We start from the raw sequence: 12318 nt of genomic DNA, 5'->3' as shown, positions 1-12318 counted from the left end.
CTTTTACCTCTGCTTCCCGCGTAAATCCGACCTTGTACGCAATTTCAGGCTGCAAAGTGCCCGATGAGTAAAGAAGATGCACAGGCAGACACCGTTTATTATGGGATGCCCTGCGTCATCTTTGTGAGGTTATACATTCCATCCCCACACTTATCCCCTGTTTCTGTGGATAATTAATCCGGGGTACAGAAAGCACCTCCCGGAACCAGAACAGAGCGTGGATCACTGATAAAGGACGTAAAAAGAAGCCAGTTACACACCCGGGATGAGGATGTTGTTTTTTTGGGGGAAAGAAGCCCGCGGGCCTTCCCTGGTGTTGACTGCCTCAGGCGCGGTTTCCCCGGACACTGCAAATTCCCGGGGCGGAGCCAGTCAGCCGCTACATGCTGTTATACAAAACCTTTGTTCGCTCATGGTTGAAAGTCAGCAAGGTGGGTAATGTCAGAAAACAGCTCAAGCTCAGCTGAAATGTCGTGGACGGCATTGTGATGCGCGCAGTCAAAGGGGGCTTAAGGAATAAAAAATGGTTAAAACCGGGAGTTCTTTTTCGCTGTGGACCGCTGGATAAGAGGTCTTCAAAGAGCGGAATAAGCAACCAGGAAACCAGGCTGCTTATTCGTTTACTCAAAGTGAATGAATAATTTCCACTTCATGCTGAAAAACATAGGGATCCGATAACAAGCAAAATTTATCATCGTCGGGGTAGGTGACAGCCACATGGTAGTCATCACCGGCGAAAGCTTTGACTGCCTCAATATCTGCCCAATATGTCGCAAGGAAAAAATGTTCCCAGCTTCCCTGAGTCATTCTTTTTACAAAAGCACCTTTGTTACCCTCAATCCCCTGAGAATGTTTCACTCCGGTTAATTCAAGATGTGAAGCAAAATCCTCAGCGTATTCAAGTGGTACACATCCGTGCCATGTCCTTACAATCATTGCTCTTCTCCTGCAAAAGTTGGCCTGATAACTTAACTGAAAAAGGCAGGGTCGATCAAAACATATCAGAGCCCCCACGAGACTGAGGCCCCCCCTGTGCACAGTAAGCTGACAGCATCACTCTGTATCATCAGTGAGTAACCTGAGTTTTCAATGATATTTTCTGAGAGAAGGGCAAACACAAAAAAGGACAGTTTCAGCGGCACGGCAGAAGAAACCGGGCGGGTTGACTGCGGTAATCATCAGATGGCCAGGGGGTTCTCCTGGGCACAGATATCAGTCGTGAAAATACGAGACAGGGCATATCCCTGATGCGCAAGGCCGGTAAAGAGATTGTCATCATCCGGCAGAACGCTGAACATATTGAAAGCGCCGTCAGAGAAATTTCCCGTTCAGTTGAGCTTGATGAGCTGGTCAACCCTGCTCAGAAGCCGAAGCTAAATTGTTCGGCTCCTGAGCAGGTAGAGGGGGCAACTGACCGCGTGAAAACCACCATGCGAGACCTTTCTGAGAAAACAGCCCTTGTTAAAGGTACTCAGTACGGGGACATTGTCCCTGCAGTCACACTGGAGCAGAAGATGATTTGTTTGCATCTCGTCAATAATGCAGAGGGCAATCCCTTTCTCTGAGTCACTGAAATTCCTTTTCTGTCCAGATACGTTGAAGACAGCCTCACGCTCATAAGGATGGAGCTCTCTTTCAAAAAGAGATGGAACAGTCTTATTGGATATCAGCTTCAAGGCAGGTTTTCTCATGAATCAGCGGGAGATTTCAATGTGAAATTATCGCTTAAAATCCATTTATTACAGTAACTTACAGGATAAATCGCAGTGGAGAAAGAAACAGGATTGCAGAGCTTTTTACAGGAAAGTGAGTTGTTCACTGCCACTTAACATGGAGATTTCAGCGTGAAATCTCCAGATAAAGAATCAATAATTCATAGCGTTAGATGTGAAATATGGCTGGAGGAGATCTATTTATTCAGATGTAAAGCCAGCACCTTATTAATGGCGTCATCCAGCGCACTCTGAACGTCCGGTGCCAGACGGTTAAACTCATAACTGAACGCTCGCCCCTTGGTCTTCTTGCGGGCATACCGGTTTTTATCGCCGAACTGCCACAATGTCGTGGTCACGGTTTTGTCGCGTGACGAAGGCACACCCATAATCAGCGCTTCTTTACGGATTTCTGCAATCAGCTTATTTTTAACTTCATCTTCCGCCAGGGTTGTGTCATTGCGTATGTCACTCAGCACATCAGTAAGATTCGCAAGGAGCTCTTCAGGCCCTGTTCCTTTCCCCGAAAGGATCTCTTCACTGGCCAGCAGTGTCCTGTAGTCAGTAAATGAAAGAACGGCCTGAACGGGAAACACTGACAGCAGCTCTGCGGAGACGCTCGCGGCCTGCAGGGCACGCGTCACCATTGCCTGGGACAGGTTTTCCGATTCGGCTATCTCTTTCTGTGACAGGCCGGTGGCTTTAAGCGTCTGCAGACGCAGCCCCACCTCACGAATGTTATGTTCCCGGGCCGTCTGTATGTCCTTCGCCAGCGCCCTCGCCTCTGCCGGGGTCAGGGGTTCGTCGGTAACGAGAACGTCCAGCCCGCACCGGCAAATCAGGGCAGCCGCACGGCGGCGGGAACCGTCCAGGATTTCGATGCCCTTTTCACTGCGTGCGCCGATAGCCGGGAAAAACTGCTGAAGCCTGAGGGTCCGGGTAATATCCTTCAGCGATTCGGGCGTCAGGGCAGACTGATCGCGTCCGTTATTTTCCTGCACCACATACGTCGCGGCGGCGAGGTCACCGGCATCAACGGTCACGCGGCTGAAGAGCACCTTCCTGCCGGATGACAGGGTGAACACCTGCTGAAAACCCCCTGTCTCCGGGTCGCTGCTGACGACAGGCGCACTGAATGTCCGTCCGATCGTTCTGCGTTTGTTACTCATCAAGCACCTCAGTTCATTCGTATAAATTCAAGGCGGTCAAACGCCGCTTTGGCAAAGTCTTCCGCGGCAAGCCGGGCATTTTTCAGCGCCTCGCTGCTGCCCACGTAGGTTGCCGGATTCGCTGATATCACCGTGTCAAAGGATTCTCCGCACCGTTCAAAGCCGTCAAGCCGGGGGAGCGCAACGTCCAGCATGTCGCCGCCGAAAATCTCTTTCGCCAGGCTGTGGCACATTTTGTGATCGGCCTTGTTCGACAGCTTGGACATGAAGCCGATGTTTGCCCGCAGCCGGCATTCACAGCCCGATGATTCAATGATACTGACGAGCTCCGGGAGTCGGGTCAGATACTTGAGCGTGGAATGGAAGTCAACCTGTGCGGGAGGAACCGGCGTCATCAGAACGTCTGCAGCGGCGATAGCGTTGTTCAGGAAGGCATCAAGGTGCGGCCCGCTGTCGACAAAGATGAGATCATAGTCAGATTTCAGCCTGTCCGTAATGTTCTCACGCAGCACGGCATGCGGATTCTGACCGGGAAGATGTTCCCTGCAGAGCGACGTCCATTCTGAGGCGATAAAGGCATCATCGATGGAGGCGGGGATGACGTCCACGCCGGGTACCACCGAGGGCACAATAAAATCACTGAGCAGCTCTTCACGCGAGACGTTCTGCAGCATGGCCTGCGCGGAGGTCGCTTCCACCATGCCGACTGCACGGGTGTGATTGAGAAACATCGTGGCGGATGACTGGGGGTCAAGATCCACAACGAGAATGCGCAGATCCTCAAAAAGCAGGTGTGGATGCGCCCGCATACCGTGAGCCAGTGAGACGGTTGAAACTGTCTTCGATACCCCCCCTTTGAGATTCCCGACAAATACCGTTAACGCTTCAGAATGCCTGTCGCGGTATTTGGGGACTCCCCTGTGGTGGTATATATCAATGATATTCTGGATATTCATGGCGTATTTTGTTGAAGATCCCGCTGAACGTTTATCAAACACGTACCCGTTCTCCTCCATTTCACTGACCGCATAATCCACGTTGGCCCGGGTCAGCTTAGGGAGCCGGGAGAGGGCGGCCTTGGCATACACCTGGAAGTAAACGTCCTCATGCAGTTCCTGCTTCTGCGACCGGATCTGCTCTGTCAGCGCGGTCAGCATTTTCCCTGCACGGACGGCTATCTTTTCAGACTGATGTGACGAAGCACTCATTAAATGGTCCCTTTATGCTGAAATTTAACGTTAATACAATAATCCTGCATACAGAACTTAAAATCAACATAAATGCATAAAAAATGCCTGACCCGGTAACCGGTCACTGTCAGGCAGGACCGTGTGCTGACGTGAGGGTGAGGATCCAGAGGGTAACCGGCGCCGGCGGCATAAAATCTTTTATGACGCCGGCGCCGGTTGAACAAGCCGCAGGCGCGTTAGCAGTATTACGGGTGGGAAGTTATCCACATATACAGCGGTTATTTTTAAAGAGATCTTTTTATATTCTTTTTAAAACCTTTTTAGCTCCCTCTGAGGCCAGAGCCGGCGCGGCCTGCAGACCCGCTGACGTGACAATCTGCCCTTATGCTGTGACAGACTGCCCTCAAAACGGCGGGTAACCGTGACAGATCACCCTCAACTGTGTGACAAACTGCCCTTAAATATCAGTAAAAACACAGCGTTATTGACAAGGCTTTTGTACCGTGACAACCTGATACTCTGTCACACAAGCCGAGCCTGCGACACCCGATGACCTCAGAATTATTCACCGCTGATAAACCCCGGAAGGTGGGACAGCGCATCGTCCAGTCAAATGAACTGACGGAGGCTGCCTACAGTCTTTCCCGCGATCAGAAGCGGATGCTGTATCTTTTTGTCGACCAGATCCGCAGAACGGAAACCCCCGGCGGTGAAGATTTCCACGACGGTAAGTGCGAAATTGCCGTGTCGCATTATGCAAAAACCTTCGGCCTGACGTCGGCTGAAGCCAGTAAGGACATCCGTAACGCCCTGAAAAATTTTGTCGGAAAAGAGGTCGTGTTCTACAAACCGGAAGAAGACCTGGGTGATGAGAAGGGATATGAGTCTTTTCCCTGGTTCATCAAGCGCGCCCACAGTCCTGCAAGAGGCGTGTACAGCGTCCATCTTAACCCTTATCTCATCCCCTATTTCGTAGGATTACAGAACAGGTTCACCCAGTTCCGCCTCGGGGAAACCCGGGAGATAACCAGCCCCTATGCGATGCGCCTGTATGAATCGCTGTGCCAGTACAGGGGTAATCTGACGTACGGCACGGTCATCCTTGGGATTGAGTGGATGATTGAACGCTACCAGCTCCCGCAAAGTTACACCCGTATGCCTGATTTCCGCCGTCGTTTCCTGATCCCGGTTGTTGACGAAATCAACCGCCGTACGCCGTTAAGCGTCACTTACGTTGAAAAAAAAGCAGGACGACTGACAACCCACGTTGTCTTTTCATTTACCGAAGTGTGACAACCTGCCCTCTGACTGACGCCGTATCCCGTTCGCGCCGGCCACGCCAGCCTCCACTCCTCTCTCACTGCTGTCCCCGCGACCCTGTGACCAGGGCAGTTTGTCACCTCTGACTGTCGGCTCCGGCTGATCTCACCCGGTAATGCGTCCCGTCCTCTGCTACCGGATTTTCGCCCTGAGGTTTATCTGTCACTCGCCGGTACCCCGGTGGTCTGAGGGCAGTCTGTCACATATCGCCGCTGAACGGATGAGGGCGGTTTGTCACAACATCTCTCCGGTAAGATGGACGGCCTGATGCGTGAGTCCGGGGTCAGTTTTGAACGCTGACCTGAAAGGCACTGTTCATGCCCGCATACTGCTGCGGACAATCATGCCGGTAAGGGCAGACTGTCACACGTTATACTGACTGAATACCTGAGGGCGGATTGTCACGCTTCATCATTCAGTCAGGCTACGGGGGTGACTGGTCAGACAGGGTGACGGGCGTGAGGGCGGTTTGTCACAGTGACGACGGAAGCGATGCCACGGTGACGGTGTCACTCATGAGTGAGGGCAATCTGTCACCTTTGCGGATCGGTCACCGGGAATATGCAGCCTGAAGGCAATGAGGGCAGATTGTCACAGCGGTAAGCCGGCGGCGATGCAGAAGAAACGACGTTCATCATCCTTCCGCAGCGGGAAAAGGGGGCAGACGCTGAGAGCACTGCGGCAGGCTGGCCCGAAAAGCAGAACCGGGTAAACGACAGCTGAAGATTCAGTCCTTCCGGCCGTCATACCGTGGCCTGGCAAAGGGAACGCTGACGCTGCACGCCGGTTATTTTCCGGCAAGCCGCTTATGCAGGTCTTCGTAGATCTCGTCACGCCGGTCGACGGCAACCACGGTGACCGTGACCCTCACGTTTCCCCCGTCGTCTGAGGTGACGGTGTAGGCCAGACGGTATCCGTCATTTCTGAGTTTTATCTTGTAGCAGCTGTGCTGCAGGGACAGCCGGTTGGCCGGCATCGTCAGCGCGTCATACGACGCGGCGCGCTTCTTCAGCACCTTCGCAAATTTTTCCCGGATGGACGGGTTCAGGGCGTCCCATTCTTTTTTGGCCAGCGCCTTAAACTTCAGGGTGGCCGTAAATTTTCCGGACATCAGAGGTCGTCCCAGACGACGTCGATCTCCTCGTCTCCTGCTCTGTCGAGCGCTTTCTGCAGAAGCAGTGCATCGCTGACGTGCTCGAACATCAGCTCAAACATGGCCGGCGGCACGCAGTAAAACGCGGGTTTGTTGTGGTTGAGCACGGCAACGGGCTCACCGTGCGACTCGTTCATGGCGGCCGTCGGGTTCTTTTTGAACTCGGTGATGGACGCGGTTTTTCTGCTCAGAATGTTTTCGGTGATCATGCATCCTCCGGATGAAAGGGAATAGCTTCAATAATGTGCTAATAATAGCGCTTTATTCGTAGCTGTTAAAGGTGCTTTTCTAATTTCAGTACGGCGCGACACGCCATCCGGATCGCGGGGCATGAAAATGAAGAAAAACGCAGGCCGTAAGGTTTCCGGCTGCGAAACGGGTCAGCCGGGCGGTAAAGAGCGCAGAACGGCCGCCGCATCCTGACCGTCACCGCTGAACGGAACGGCCAGCGTGCCGGCGAGCTCCAGCGCAAACACCCGGGTATAGACCTCAATCGAGCGCGCGTCCCTGTGGCCCGCGAGTGACTGGATCACCTTCAGCGGCTGCCGGTGGTAAAGCATGTGCATGATGTACGAATGGCGGAACGTGTGCGGCGTCACCGGGATGGAGAAGTGTACGCCATCGGCGGCCGCCCGGCTGACCGCGGCTTTCAGCCAGTTGCGCATGGTTTCATCGGTGGCTGACCACAGGGGCTCCCTGCGCTTCGGGCGTTCGGTGGCCATCCAGCTCAGCACCTGATGCACGTAGCCCCGGTCGGTGAGCGGGACCAGGCGCACCGCATCCTTCGGCGGCCGGCCGCGCCGGCTGCGGACCTTCTCCGACAGAATGCGCACAAACGGTCGCGGGCCGTCCAGCACGAACGACTCCGGCTGCAGGCTGCAGGCTTCCCCGATGCGGGCCCCGGTGTTCCACAGGGTGCTGAACAGAAAATGATGACGCCTGTCAGGCATGTAGTGGAGGAGGGCGCTCACCTCCGGCGCCAGCAGGTAGAACGGTGTCACGCCGTTTGACGTCGCCATTCGTCTGAGGGCAATGGCCGTCGCAAAATCCACGCCTGGCGCAATGCTCAGGGCGCTGGTGCGTTCTGGTGAATTCTGCAGGGTTACGGGGCTCATTATCATAAAGTTTTCACGTAGCGCGATCTGCGGGTTTATACGGTCATTTTCCCGCAGCCGGGCGTCAGGTGCCAGCGCAATAAATCGCGCAGAAAGGATCCGTAATTTGGTTTTACCCACAGTATGGCGGGTGATCCAAAGGCGGTAAAGGATCCTTTTCCGGCCAGAAAAGCCCGGAACCCTTGCGGGACAAGGCCTGAGGGGACGATCGTCCCGTTTGGTATAATACGGGTAAACACAAAGGCGCTGGAAAGGAGTCTGGCAGACGGAGCCCTTACCTGCAGGTACAGCAGCAGGGGCCTTGCTGGGATTGGAAAAAATTTTGGTGATACCGGAGCAGGCATTTAATGCGCCCCGTTGGTCGCTTCCTGTTTTTGCCAGCACATACGTATAACGGGGATCGTCGAAACAGGTTAATTTCAGGTGCCAGACTTCATCGTTAAGCGAAAAACCTGTCTGCTCATGTGCAACACGCAGCTCATGAGTCACCGAACGAAACCCCGCCATGGCCTGTTTTAATTCTATGGCTTTCGACTCTGGTATACTATCGGATTTATTAGCGATGATAATTGACGAAAGAATATCCAAGGAACTGCTTTTTTCATGGCAGGTTGAAAGAGAACGAGTCAGGGCAGCAAGAATGATTTCCAGTATTTCTCCGCCAAACAGGTCATATTCAATTCCGGTATTAATTTTCAAATCACCCTGAAGAATTGCCTGTTCAGTCATGGCCCTGATTTTTGATAATTGATTTTTGATGCCAGTTCATTAAGTGAATCTTGCACTGCAGTGTTTTTAACTTCGTATAACTAAATAATCTCTACAGAGCTCTCCCTTTCATTTTTAATAGTCTGTATTGCTTTTCGGTTTTTTGCATTATGTATTTCAACCCGGCCATTTCTGTTAAAAAGAGTAATCGAGGTAATTGCCCTTATTATTTCTTCTGTAATAAGGTCTTCTAAGTTTGAGGCTGACATCTCTCCACGTTTATAGATATTTATTCCCAGCCCGTCGGGCCAGTAAATACCTGTAGCACCACCGAATGCATTTTTAAAGAGTATGGTGATTTTTAACGCACGCTTTCCCGAGGAGTCACTGAATGAACACAAGATTAACGCTATCAGCCATGTCAGGAAAGTCCTCAGTGAATGGCGTCGAGATCATAACGAATGTCGCCCGCACTCTGCACAGAATTATCAGAAGTCGTCTCAGTTAGCGACGGGCTGGAGAAAGCGTCATTCTGAGAGTGAAGGATCTTACATTACTGCATGGGCGTGGCATCTCATCTTTGCGGCAGGTCTGGCCACAACGGTAATACCCATTATCAGGAAACAATCCCGCTATGCTTCAGAAAAGGCGGCGCTGATAAGGTTTATGGCTGGATTTCAGCCTCAAGAGTCTGGTCCTGATAAGAAGGAAACCGTCTGCTCAACACCGTTCCGTAAGGTGTTTAAAACCGCACCGTTGCTGCCTTGAAATTTATCGTCCGCCCAGGGATGTCACGCCGGACAGTTTATCAAGGCCTTCATGGTTGATTTCATCATCAGCACCATCGACCGCATTCGAAATACTCAGCAGATTCTGCAGCTCACTTAACAGAATGACGGCATCTGATTTAAGCACTTCATCAGAATCAGCAGAGTCAATCACGGTGTTGATGGCCTTATTAGCGCTTTCGATCATCTCCGTTACGCCGCCCTGCCGGCTTACCGCCAGAACAAGCGCGCTTATCAGCAGCGACTGAGCCTCTACGCGCGCCGTAAGCTGCTTCATATCAGCATCAATATGTGAAATTTTGGCCAACATACTCAGCACCACGTTTTTCATATCTTCCGCTCCGGTTAAAGAGCTGATTCTAACGATCCAGGCAAGACCTTGCTACTGGCATATTCAGCAAATTTCCCACGTTGATACTCAGATAATTGCCACAATTGCACCTGAAGAAGCCTGATGCTGACTGGTCCTGCATGATCCCCTGGGTATGTTCACCTGAGGCCAGTGAAATGTCGCTCATAACGACTGAAACCCGGGATGTCGGAACAAATTTTTTTCAATCACGTTAACGGCAATAGTAGCTGAAGTGGTTCCCTCGCTAACAAAGCCGGCCCCCTCATGGATAATTCCTTTATCGCCCCTGCATCGACCGAACTGCGTTGTGCAGGATTATGCAACTCGCCCGCGACTGCTGCCCGGGCGGCCCCTCTGGGGGCATTCAGCGCCAGAATAAGGGGCTGAAACGCGGTGCCCTCGATGACGCGGATACTTTCAGTAACCTGTGCTGAACTCCCGGAAAGATTACCCATCATAAAGGCCATATTTTCATAGCCCTCCGTCCCTGCTCCGTTTGCTCTGACGTCAGCCTGCCGCTCAGGGTTACGCCTGCGCCATACCCGGTTCTTATCTTCATCACAGAGGTCAGCGATTCAAAAAAAGAAGAAATTTTAAAATAATTAAGAATTTTTTATGATGAATTAAATGGTCTGAGATTCTAACCATAAACACCCTCAATTGTAAATTTAGTGTAAATTTGTGTTAGATAAAATAATAGTAATTCATATAACATTCTGATTTATAAGAAATTAATTAAAAAATGAATTACTGCAGTATAAATTATGATTGTCAATCAAGGTAAATTACGGCAAGAAACTACTGTTGGCCAACACGATTCAGATGTCATAAGTATTAATTTTCCTTATAAAGGAGTTCTTATGGAATTAAACACGACTGAATTTGGTGTAGTTCTGTCCGTAGATGCCCTCAAGCTTTCCCGACAGTCCCCGTTAGGAATTGGTATTGGTGGGGGTGGCGGCGGTGGAGGCGGTGGCGGCGGCGGAAGCAGTGGCGGCCAGGGCGGCGGCTGTGGCGGTTGCAGCAACGGTTGCAGTGGAGGAAATGGTGGCAGCGGTGGGAGTGGTTCGCATATCTGACACGCTGAACTGACCGATCAGGGGGCATGGTGCCCCCTGATATTCAAAAGGGATTAATATGCTGAATATTCTGCCATTTGAGATAATTTCCAGAAAGACAAAAACCCTGCTTATCACCTACATTTCTTCAGTGGACATTGCCCATGATGGAATGAAGAAGATCCTCGAAAACCTGCAAACACAGAGGGGGATAATTTCAGAATCCTACCTGGACGAACTATGTGATAGTGAGGCTATTGATAAAGAAAATGCGAAAGAGTTTCTTGTTACAACGGGTGTAATGAATAAAACGACATCATCGGCTCTCTGGGAACATGTAGTTTTAATAAGTGATGTTCCGCACCTCTTCCGGGAAGCACAGGAGCAGTGGAAAGCTGATGGTATATCACTTGCGCGCGTCACGGATGTAAAACAACTTGATTTTGATTTATTTTCCCCGACGTTAATCTGGTTGCACTTTGAAAATTATAACCCGGAAATTATCCGGGATGTTTATACGAAATTTGAAAATAATCATGGTATTTCTTTCATCCAAAGCTACTACCTTAAAGAATCATTCAGGATGGATGGGGTGTATTCACCAGCTCTCGGTACTCCCTGTCATTTCTGCCATATAGAAAGATGGCTAAACAGGGAAGAAAAAAGTTTCAGGCGCAATGAAATGTCTTGGGCAAACCTGCTTCAGTTGCTTAAAAATAACCAAATGTCATTGCCAGCTCTGGCGTTAAGTGAGTCAGAAAGAGGGTTCAGCCAGCATTTGATAAAGCGGCGTCTTCAGGAGCTGGTTGGCACCTCTCTCGTGAAAACTCATGTCGATACCTTCATGGCCTCTGTTAGCGTAGATCTGATCACCTGCGTTCTGAGTAAAGAGCCGGTTATTCACTGGCAGGCTTGTGGTTGCGTGGAGAGGTAAAATGAAAAAACATGAACTTTCTTTGGTAGAAGTAACTCATTACACTGATCCAGAAGTTCTGGATATTGTTAAGGATTTTCATGTCAGAGGGAACTTTGCTTCTCTCCCCGAATTCTCTGAACGAACTTTTGTTTCTGCAGTACCGCTGGCCCACCTTGATAAATTTGAAAATAGAGAAGTCCTTTTCAGACCGGGTTTCAGTTCAGCGGTGAATATTTCACCCGCTCTTCATTTTGGCCATGAGAGATGTCCATCCGGAATCGGCTTTTCGGACAGAAATAAACATTCTTTTCATATTATTGAAAAGCTGCTTGTTAATGCGTTCAGCTCACCTGATATAACCTCTGTAAGGCGCCCTTATCCTTCAGGAGGAGCTCAGTATCCGGTCGAGGTATTTTTATGCCGTCTGTCAGAAAACATGGAAAACTGGCGGACTGATACCAACGTTTATCACTACCTGCCATTAAGCAGAGCATTAGAGCCGGTCGCTGAGTGTGATACTCAGGAGCTCTACCGGAGCCTGTCCGGTGGAGATGCAGAGCGTCTCGGCAGACCCCATTTTGCCCTTGTCTATTGCATCATTTATGAAAAAGCCTTGTTTAAATATCGGTACAGAGGTTACAGGATGGCCTTAATGGAAGCGGGTTCGATGTATCAGAACGCAGGATTGATTGGCGATAAAATTGGACTTAAAAACCGGGTATGGGCAGGATTTACTGATTCATACGTAGCCAAAACCATGAACCTGGATCAGAGGACAGCCACGCCAGTGATTGTTCAGTTTTTTGGAGATGTCATTGATGATTAATGTGTACAGTA

The 12318-nt window shown here is 50.7% G+C and carries 13 protein-coding genes and 1 pseudogene; 5 read left to right on the top strand and 9 right to left on the bottom strand.

Annotation, left to right across the window (positions count from 1 at the left end; all coding sequences use genetic code 11):
• Positions 1-624: 624 nt before the first annotated feature.
• The 4 genes from EPE01S_RS19600 to EPE01S_RS19585 form a co-directional block, all read right to left on the bottom strand.
• On the bottom strand, positions 625-936 hold the full coding sequence (locus EPE01S_RS19600) for a hypothetical protein (RefSeq protein WP_062748531.1): 312 nt from the start codon (positions 934-936) through the stop codon (positions 625-627).
• Positions 937-1373: 437 nt separating this feature from the next.
• Positions 1374-1691: a DUF8534 domain-containing protein gene (locus tag EPE01S_RS24235; protein WP_506256252.1), complete on the bottom strand. Its 318-nt coding sequence runs from the start codon at positions 1689-1691 to the stop codon at positions 1374-1376.
• 218 nt (positions 1692-1909) lie between these two features.
• Complete coding sequence (locus EPE01S_RS19590) at positions 1910-2881, bottom strand: ParB family protein (protein WP_062748527.1); 972 nt, start codon at positions 2879-2881, stop codon at positions 1910-1912.
• 8 nt (positions 2882-2889) lie between these two features.
• Positions 2890-4089 (bottom strand): AAA family ATPase, encoded by a 1200-nt coding sequence (locus EPE01S_RS19585; RefSeq protein WP_062748525.1) that lies wholly within the window; start codon positions 4087-4089, stop codon positions 2890-2892.
• Between the two features lie 531 nt (positions 4090-4620).
• On the opposite strand from EPE01S_RS19585, the gene repE reads away from it, so the two are divergent.
• The gene (gene repE / locus EPE01S_RS19580; protein WP_062748523.1) at positions 4621-5364 is read left to right on the top strand and encodes a replication initiation protein RepE; all 744 of its coding nucleotides are present in this window, start codon (positions 4621-4623) and stop codon (positions 5362-5364) included.
• A gap of 814 nt (positions 5365-6178) precedes the next feature.
• On the opposite strand, the gene EPE01S_RS19575 is transcribed toward repE, so the two are convergent.
• The 3 genes from EPE01S_RS19575 to EPE01S_RS19565 form a co-directional block, all read right to left on the bottom strand.
• A complete protein-coding gene (locus tag EPE01S_RS19575) occupies positions 6179-6502 on the bottom strand; it encodes a type II toxin-antitoxin system RelE/ParE family toxin (RefSeq protein ID WP_062748521.1) in 324 nt (107 codons plus the stop codon).
• Complete coding sequence (locus tag EPE01S_RS19570) at positions 6502-6753, bottom strand: type II toxin-antitoxin system Phd/YefM family antitoxin (protein WP_255210160.1); 252 nt, start codon at positions 6751-6753, stop codon at positions 6502-6504. The genes EPE01S_RS19575 and EPE01S_RS19570 overlap by 1 nt, the downstream gene beginning before the upstream one ends.
• A 171-nt stretch (positions 6754-6924) precedes the next feature.
• Positions 6925-7659 (bottom strand): tyrosine-type recombinase/integrase, encoded by a 735-nt coding sequence (locus tag EPE01S_RS19565; protein WP_373279691.1) that lies wholly within the window; start codon positions 7657-7659, stop codon positions 6925-6927.
• 1041 nt (positions 7660-8700) lie between these two features.
• Between EPE01S_RS19565 and EPE01S_RS23970 the strand changes: the two are divergent.
• Positions 8701-8925 (top strand): annotated as a pseudogene (locus tag EPE01S_RS23970) (integrase core domain-containing protein); the annotation flags it as partial.
• A gap of 213 nt (positions 8926-9138) precedes the next feature.
• On the opposite strand, the gene iraP reads toward EPE01S_RS23970, so the two are convergent.
• Entirely contained in the window at positions 9139-9486 is a 348-nt protein-coding gene (gene iraP, locus EPE01S_RS19555) for an anti-adapter protein IraP (protein WP_062748516.1), read from the bottom strand.
• A gap of 227 nt (positions 9487-9713) precedes the next feature.
• Positions 9714-10082, bottom strand: coding sequence for a methyl-accepting chemotaxis protein (locus EPE01S_RS19550; RefSeq protein WP_255210165.1), 369 nt, complete (start codon positions 10080-10082; stop codon positions 9714-9716).
• A gap of 285 nt (positions 10083-10367) precedes the next feature.
• Between EPE01S_RS19550 and EPE01S_RS23045 the strand changes: the two genes are divergently transcribed.
• The 3 genes from EPE01S_RS23045 to EPE01S_RS19540 are packed head-to-tail and all read left to right on the top strand — an operon-like array spanning position 10368 to position 12307.
• Entirely contained in the window at positions 10368-10586 is a 219-nt protein-coding gene (locus EPE01S_RS23045; RefSeq protein ID WP_072277491.1) for a microcin B17 family TOMM, read from the top strand.
• Positions 10587-10644: 58 nt separating this feature from the next.
• Positions 10645-11499, top strand: coding sequence for an McbB family protein (locus EPE01S_RS19545; RefSeq protein ID WP_062748511.1), 855 nt, complete (start codon positions 10645-10647; stop codon positions 11497-11499).
• A 1-nt stretch (position 11500) separates the two neighbouring features.
• Positions 11501-12307 carry a SagB/ThcOx family dehydrogenase gene (locus tag EPE01S_RS19540; RefSeq protein ID WP_062748509.1) on the top strand — a complete coding sequence of 269 codons (807 nt, stop codon included), beginning with the start codon at positions 11501-11503 and terminating at the stop codon, positions 12305-12307.
• The last annotated feature ends 11 nt before the right edge of the window (positions 12308-12318 follow it).

Origin of the sequence: Erwinia persicina NBRC 102418 (assembly GCF_001571305.1) — a bacterium.
Classification (GTDB): Bacteria; Pseudomonadota; Gammaproteobacteria; order Enterobacterales; family Enterobacteriaceae; genus Erwinia; species Erwinia persicina.
The sequence above is the reverse complement of the archived record's forward strand: the minus strand, read 5'-3'. Positions and strand labels throughout refer to the sequence as shown.

What these genes read in the sequence shown, in the direction of transcription:
- EPE01S_RS19585 (WP_062748525.1), bottom strand. Translation starts at nt 4,089, where the DNA reads ATGAGTGCTTCGTCACATCAGTCTGAAAAGATAGCCGTCCGTGCAGGG.
- iraP (WP_062748516.1), bottom strand. Translation starts at nt 9,486, where the DNA reads ATGAAAAACGTGGTGCTGAGTATGTTGGCCAAAATTTCACATATTGAT.
- repE (WP_062748523.1), top strand. Translation starts at nt 4,621, where the DNA reads ATGACCTCAGAATTATTCACCGCTGATAAACCCCGGAAGGTGGGACAG.
- EPE01S_RS19590 (WP_062748527.1), bottom strand. Translation starts at nt 2,881, where the DNA reads ATGAGTAACAAACGCAGAACGATCGGACGGACATTCAGTGCGCCTGTC.
- EPE01S_RS19540 (WP_062748509.1), top strand. Translation starts at nt 11,501, where the DNA reads ATGAAAAAACATGAACTTTCTTTGGTAGAAGTAACTCATTACACTGAT.
- EPE01S_RS19545 (WP_062748511.1), top strand. Translation starts at nt 10,645, where the DNA reads ATGCTGAATATTCTGCCATTTGAGATAATTTCCAGAAAGACAAAAACC.
- EPE01S_RS19565 (WP_373279691.1), bottom strand. Translation starts at nt 7,659, where the DNA reads ATGAGCCCCGTAACCCTGCAGAATTCACCAGAACGCACCAGCGCCCTG.
- EPE01S_RS23045 (WP_072277491.1), top strand. Translation starts at nt 10,368, where the DNA reads ATGGAATTAAACACGACTGAATTTGGTGTAGTTCTGTCCGTAGATGCC.
- EPE01S_RS19570 (WP_255210160.1), bottom strand. Translation starts at nt 6,753, where the DNA reads ATGATCACCGAAAACATTCTGAGCAGAAAAACCGCGTCCATCACCGAG.
- EPE01S_RS19575 (WP_062748521.1), bottom strand. Translation starts at nt 6,502, where the DNA reads ATGTCCGGAAAATTTACGGCCACCCTGAAGTTTAAGGCGCTGGCCAAA.
- EPE01S_RS24235 (WP_506256252.1), bottom strand. Translation starts at nt 1,691, where the DNA reads ATGAGAAAACCTGCCTTGAAGCTGATATCCAATAAGACTGTTCCATCT.
- EPE01S_RS19600 (WP_062748531.1), bottom strand. Translation starts at nt 936, where the DNA reads ATGATTGTAAGGACATGGCACGGATGTGTACCACTTGAATACGCTGAG.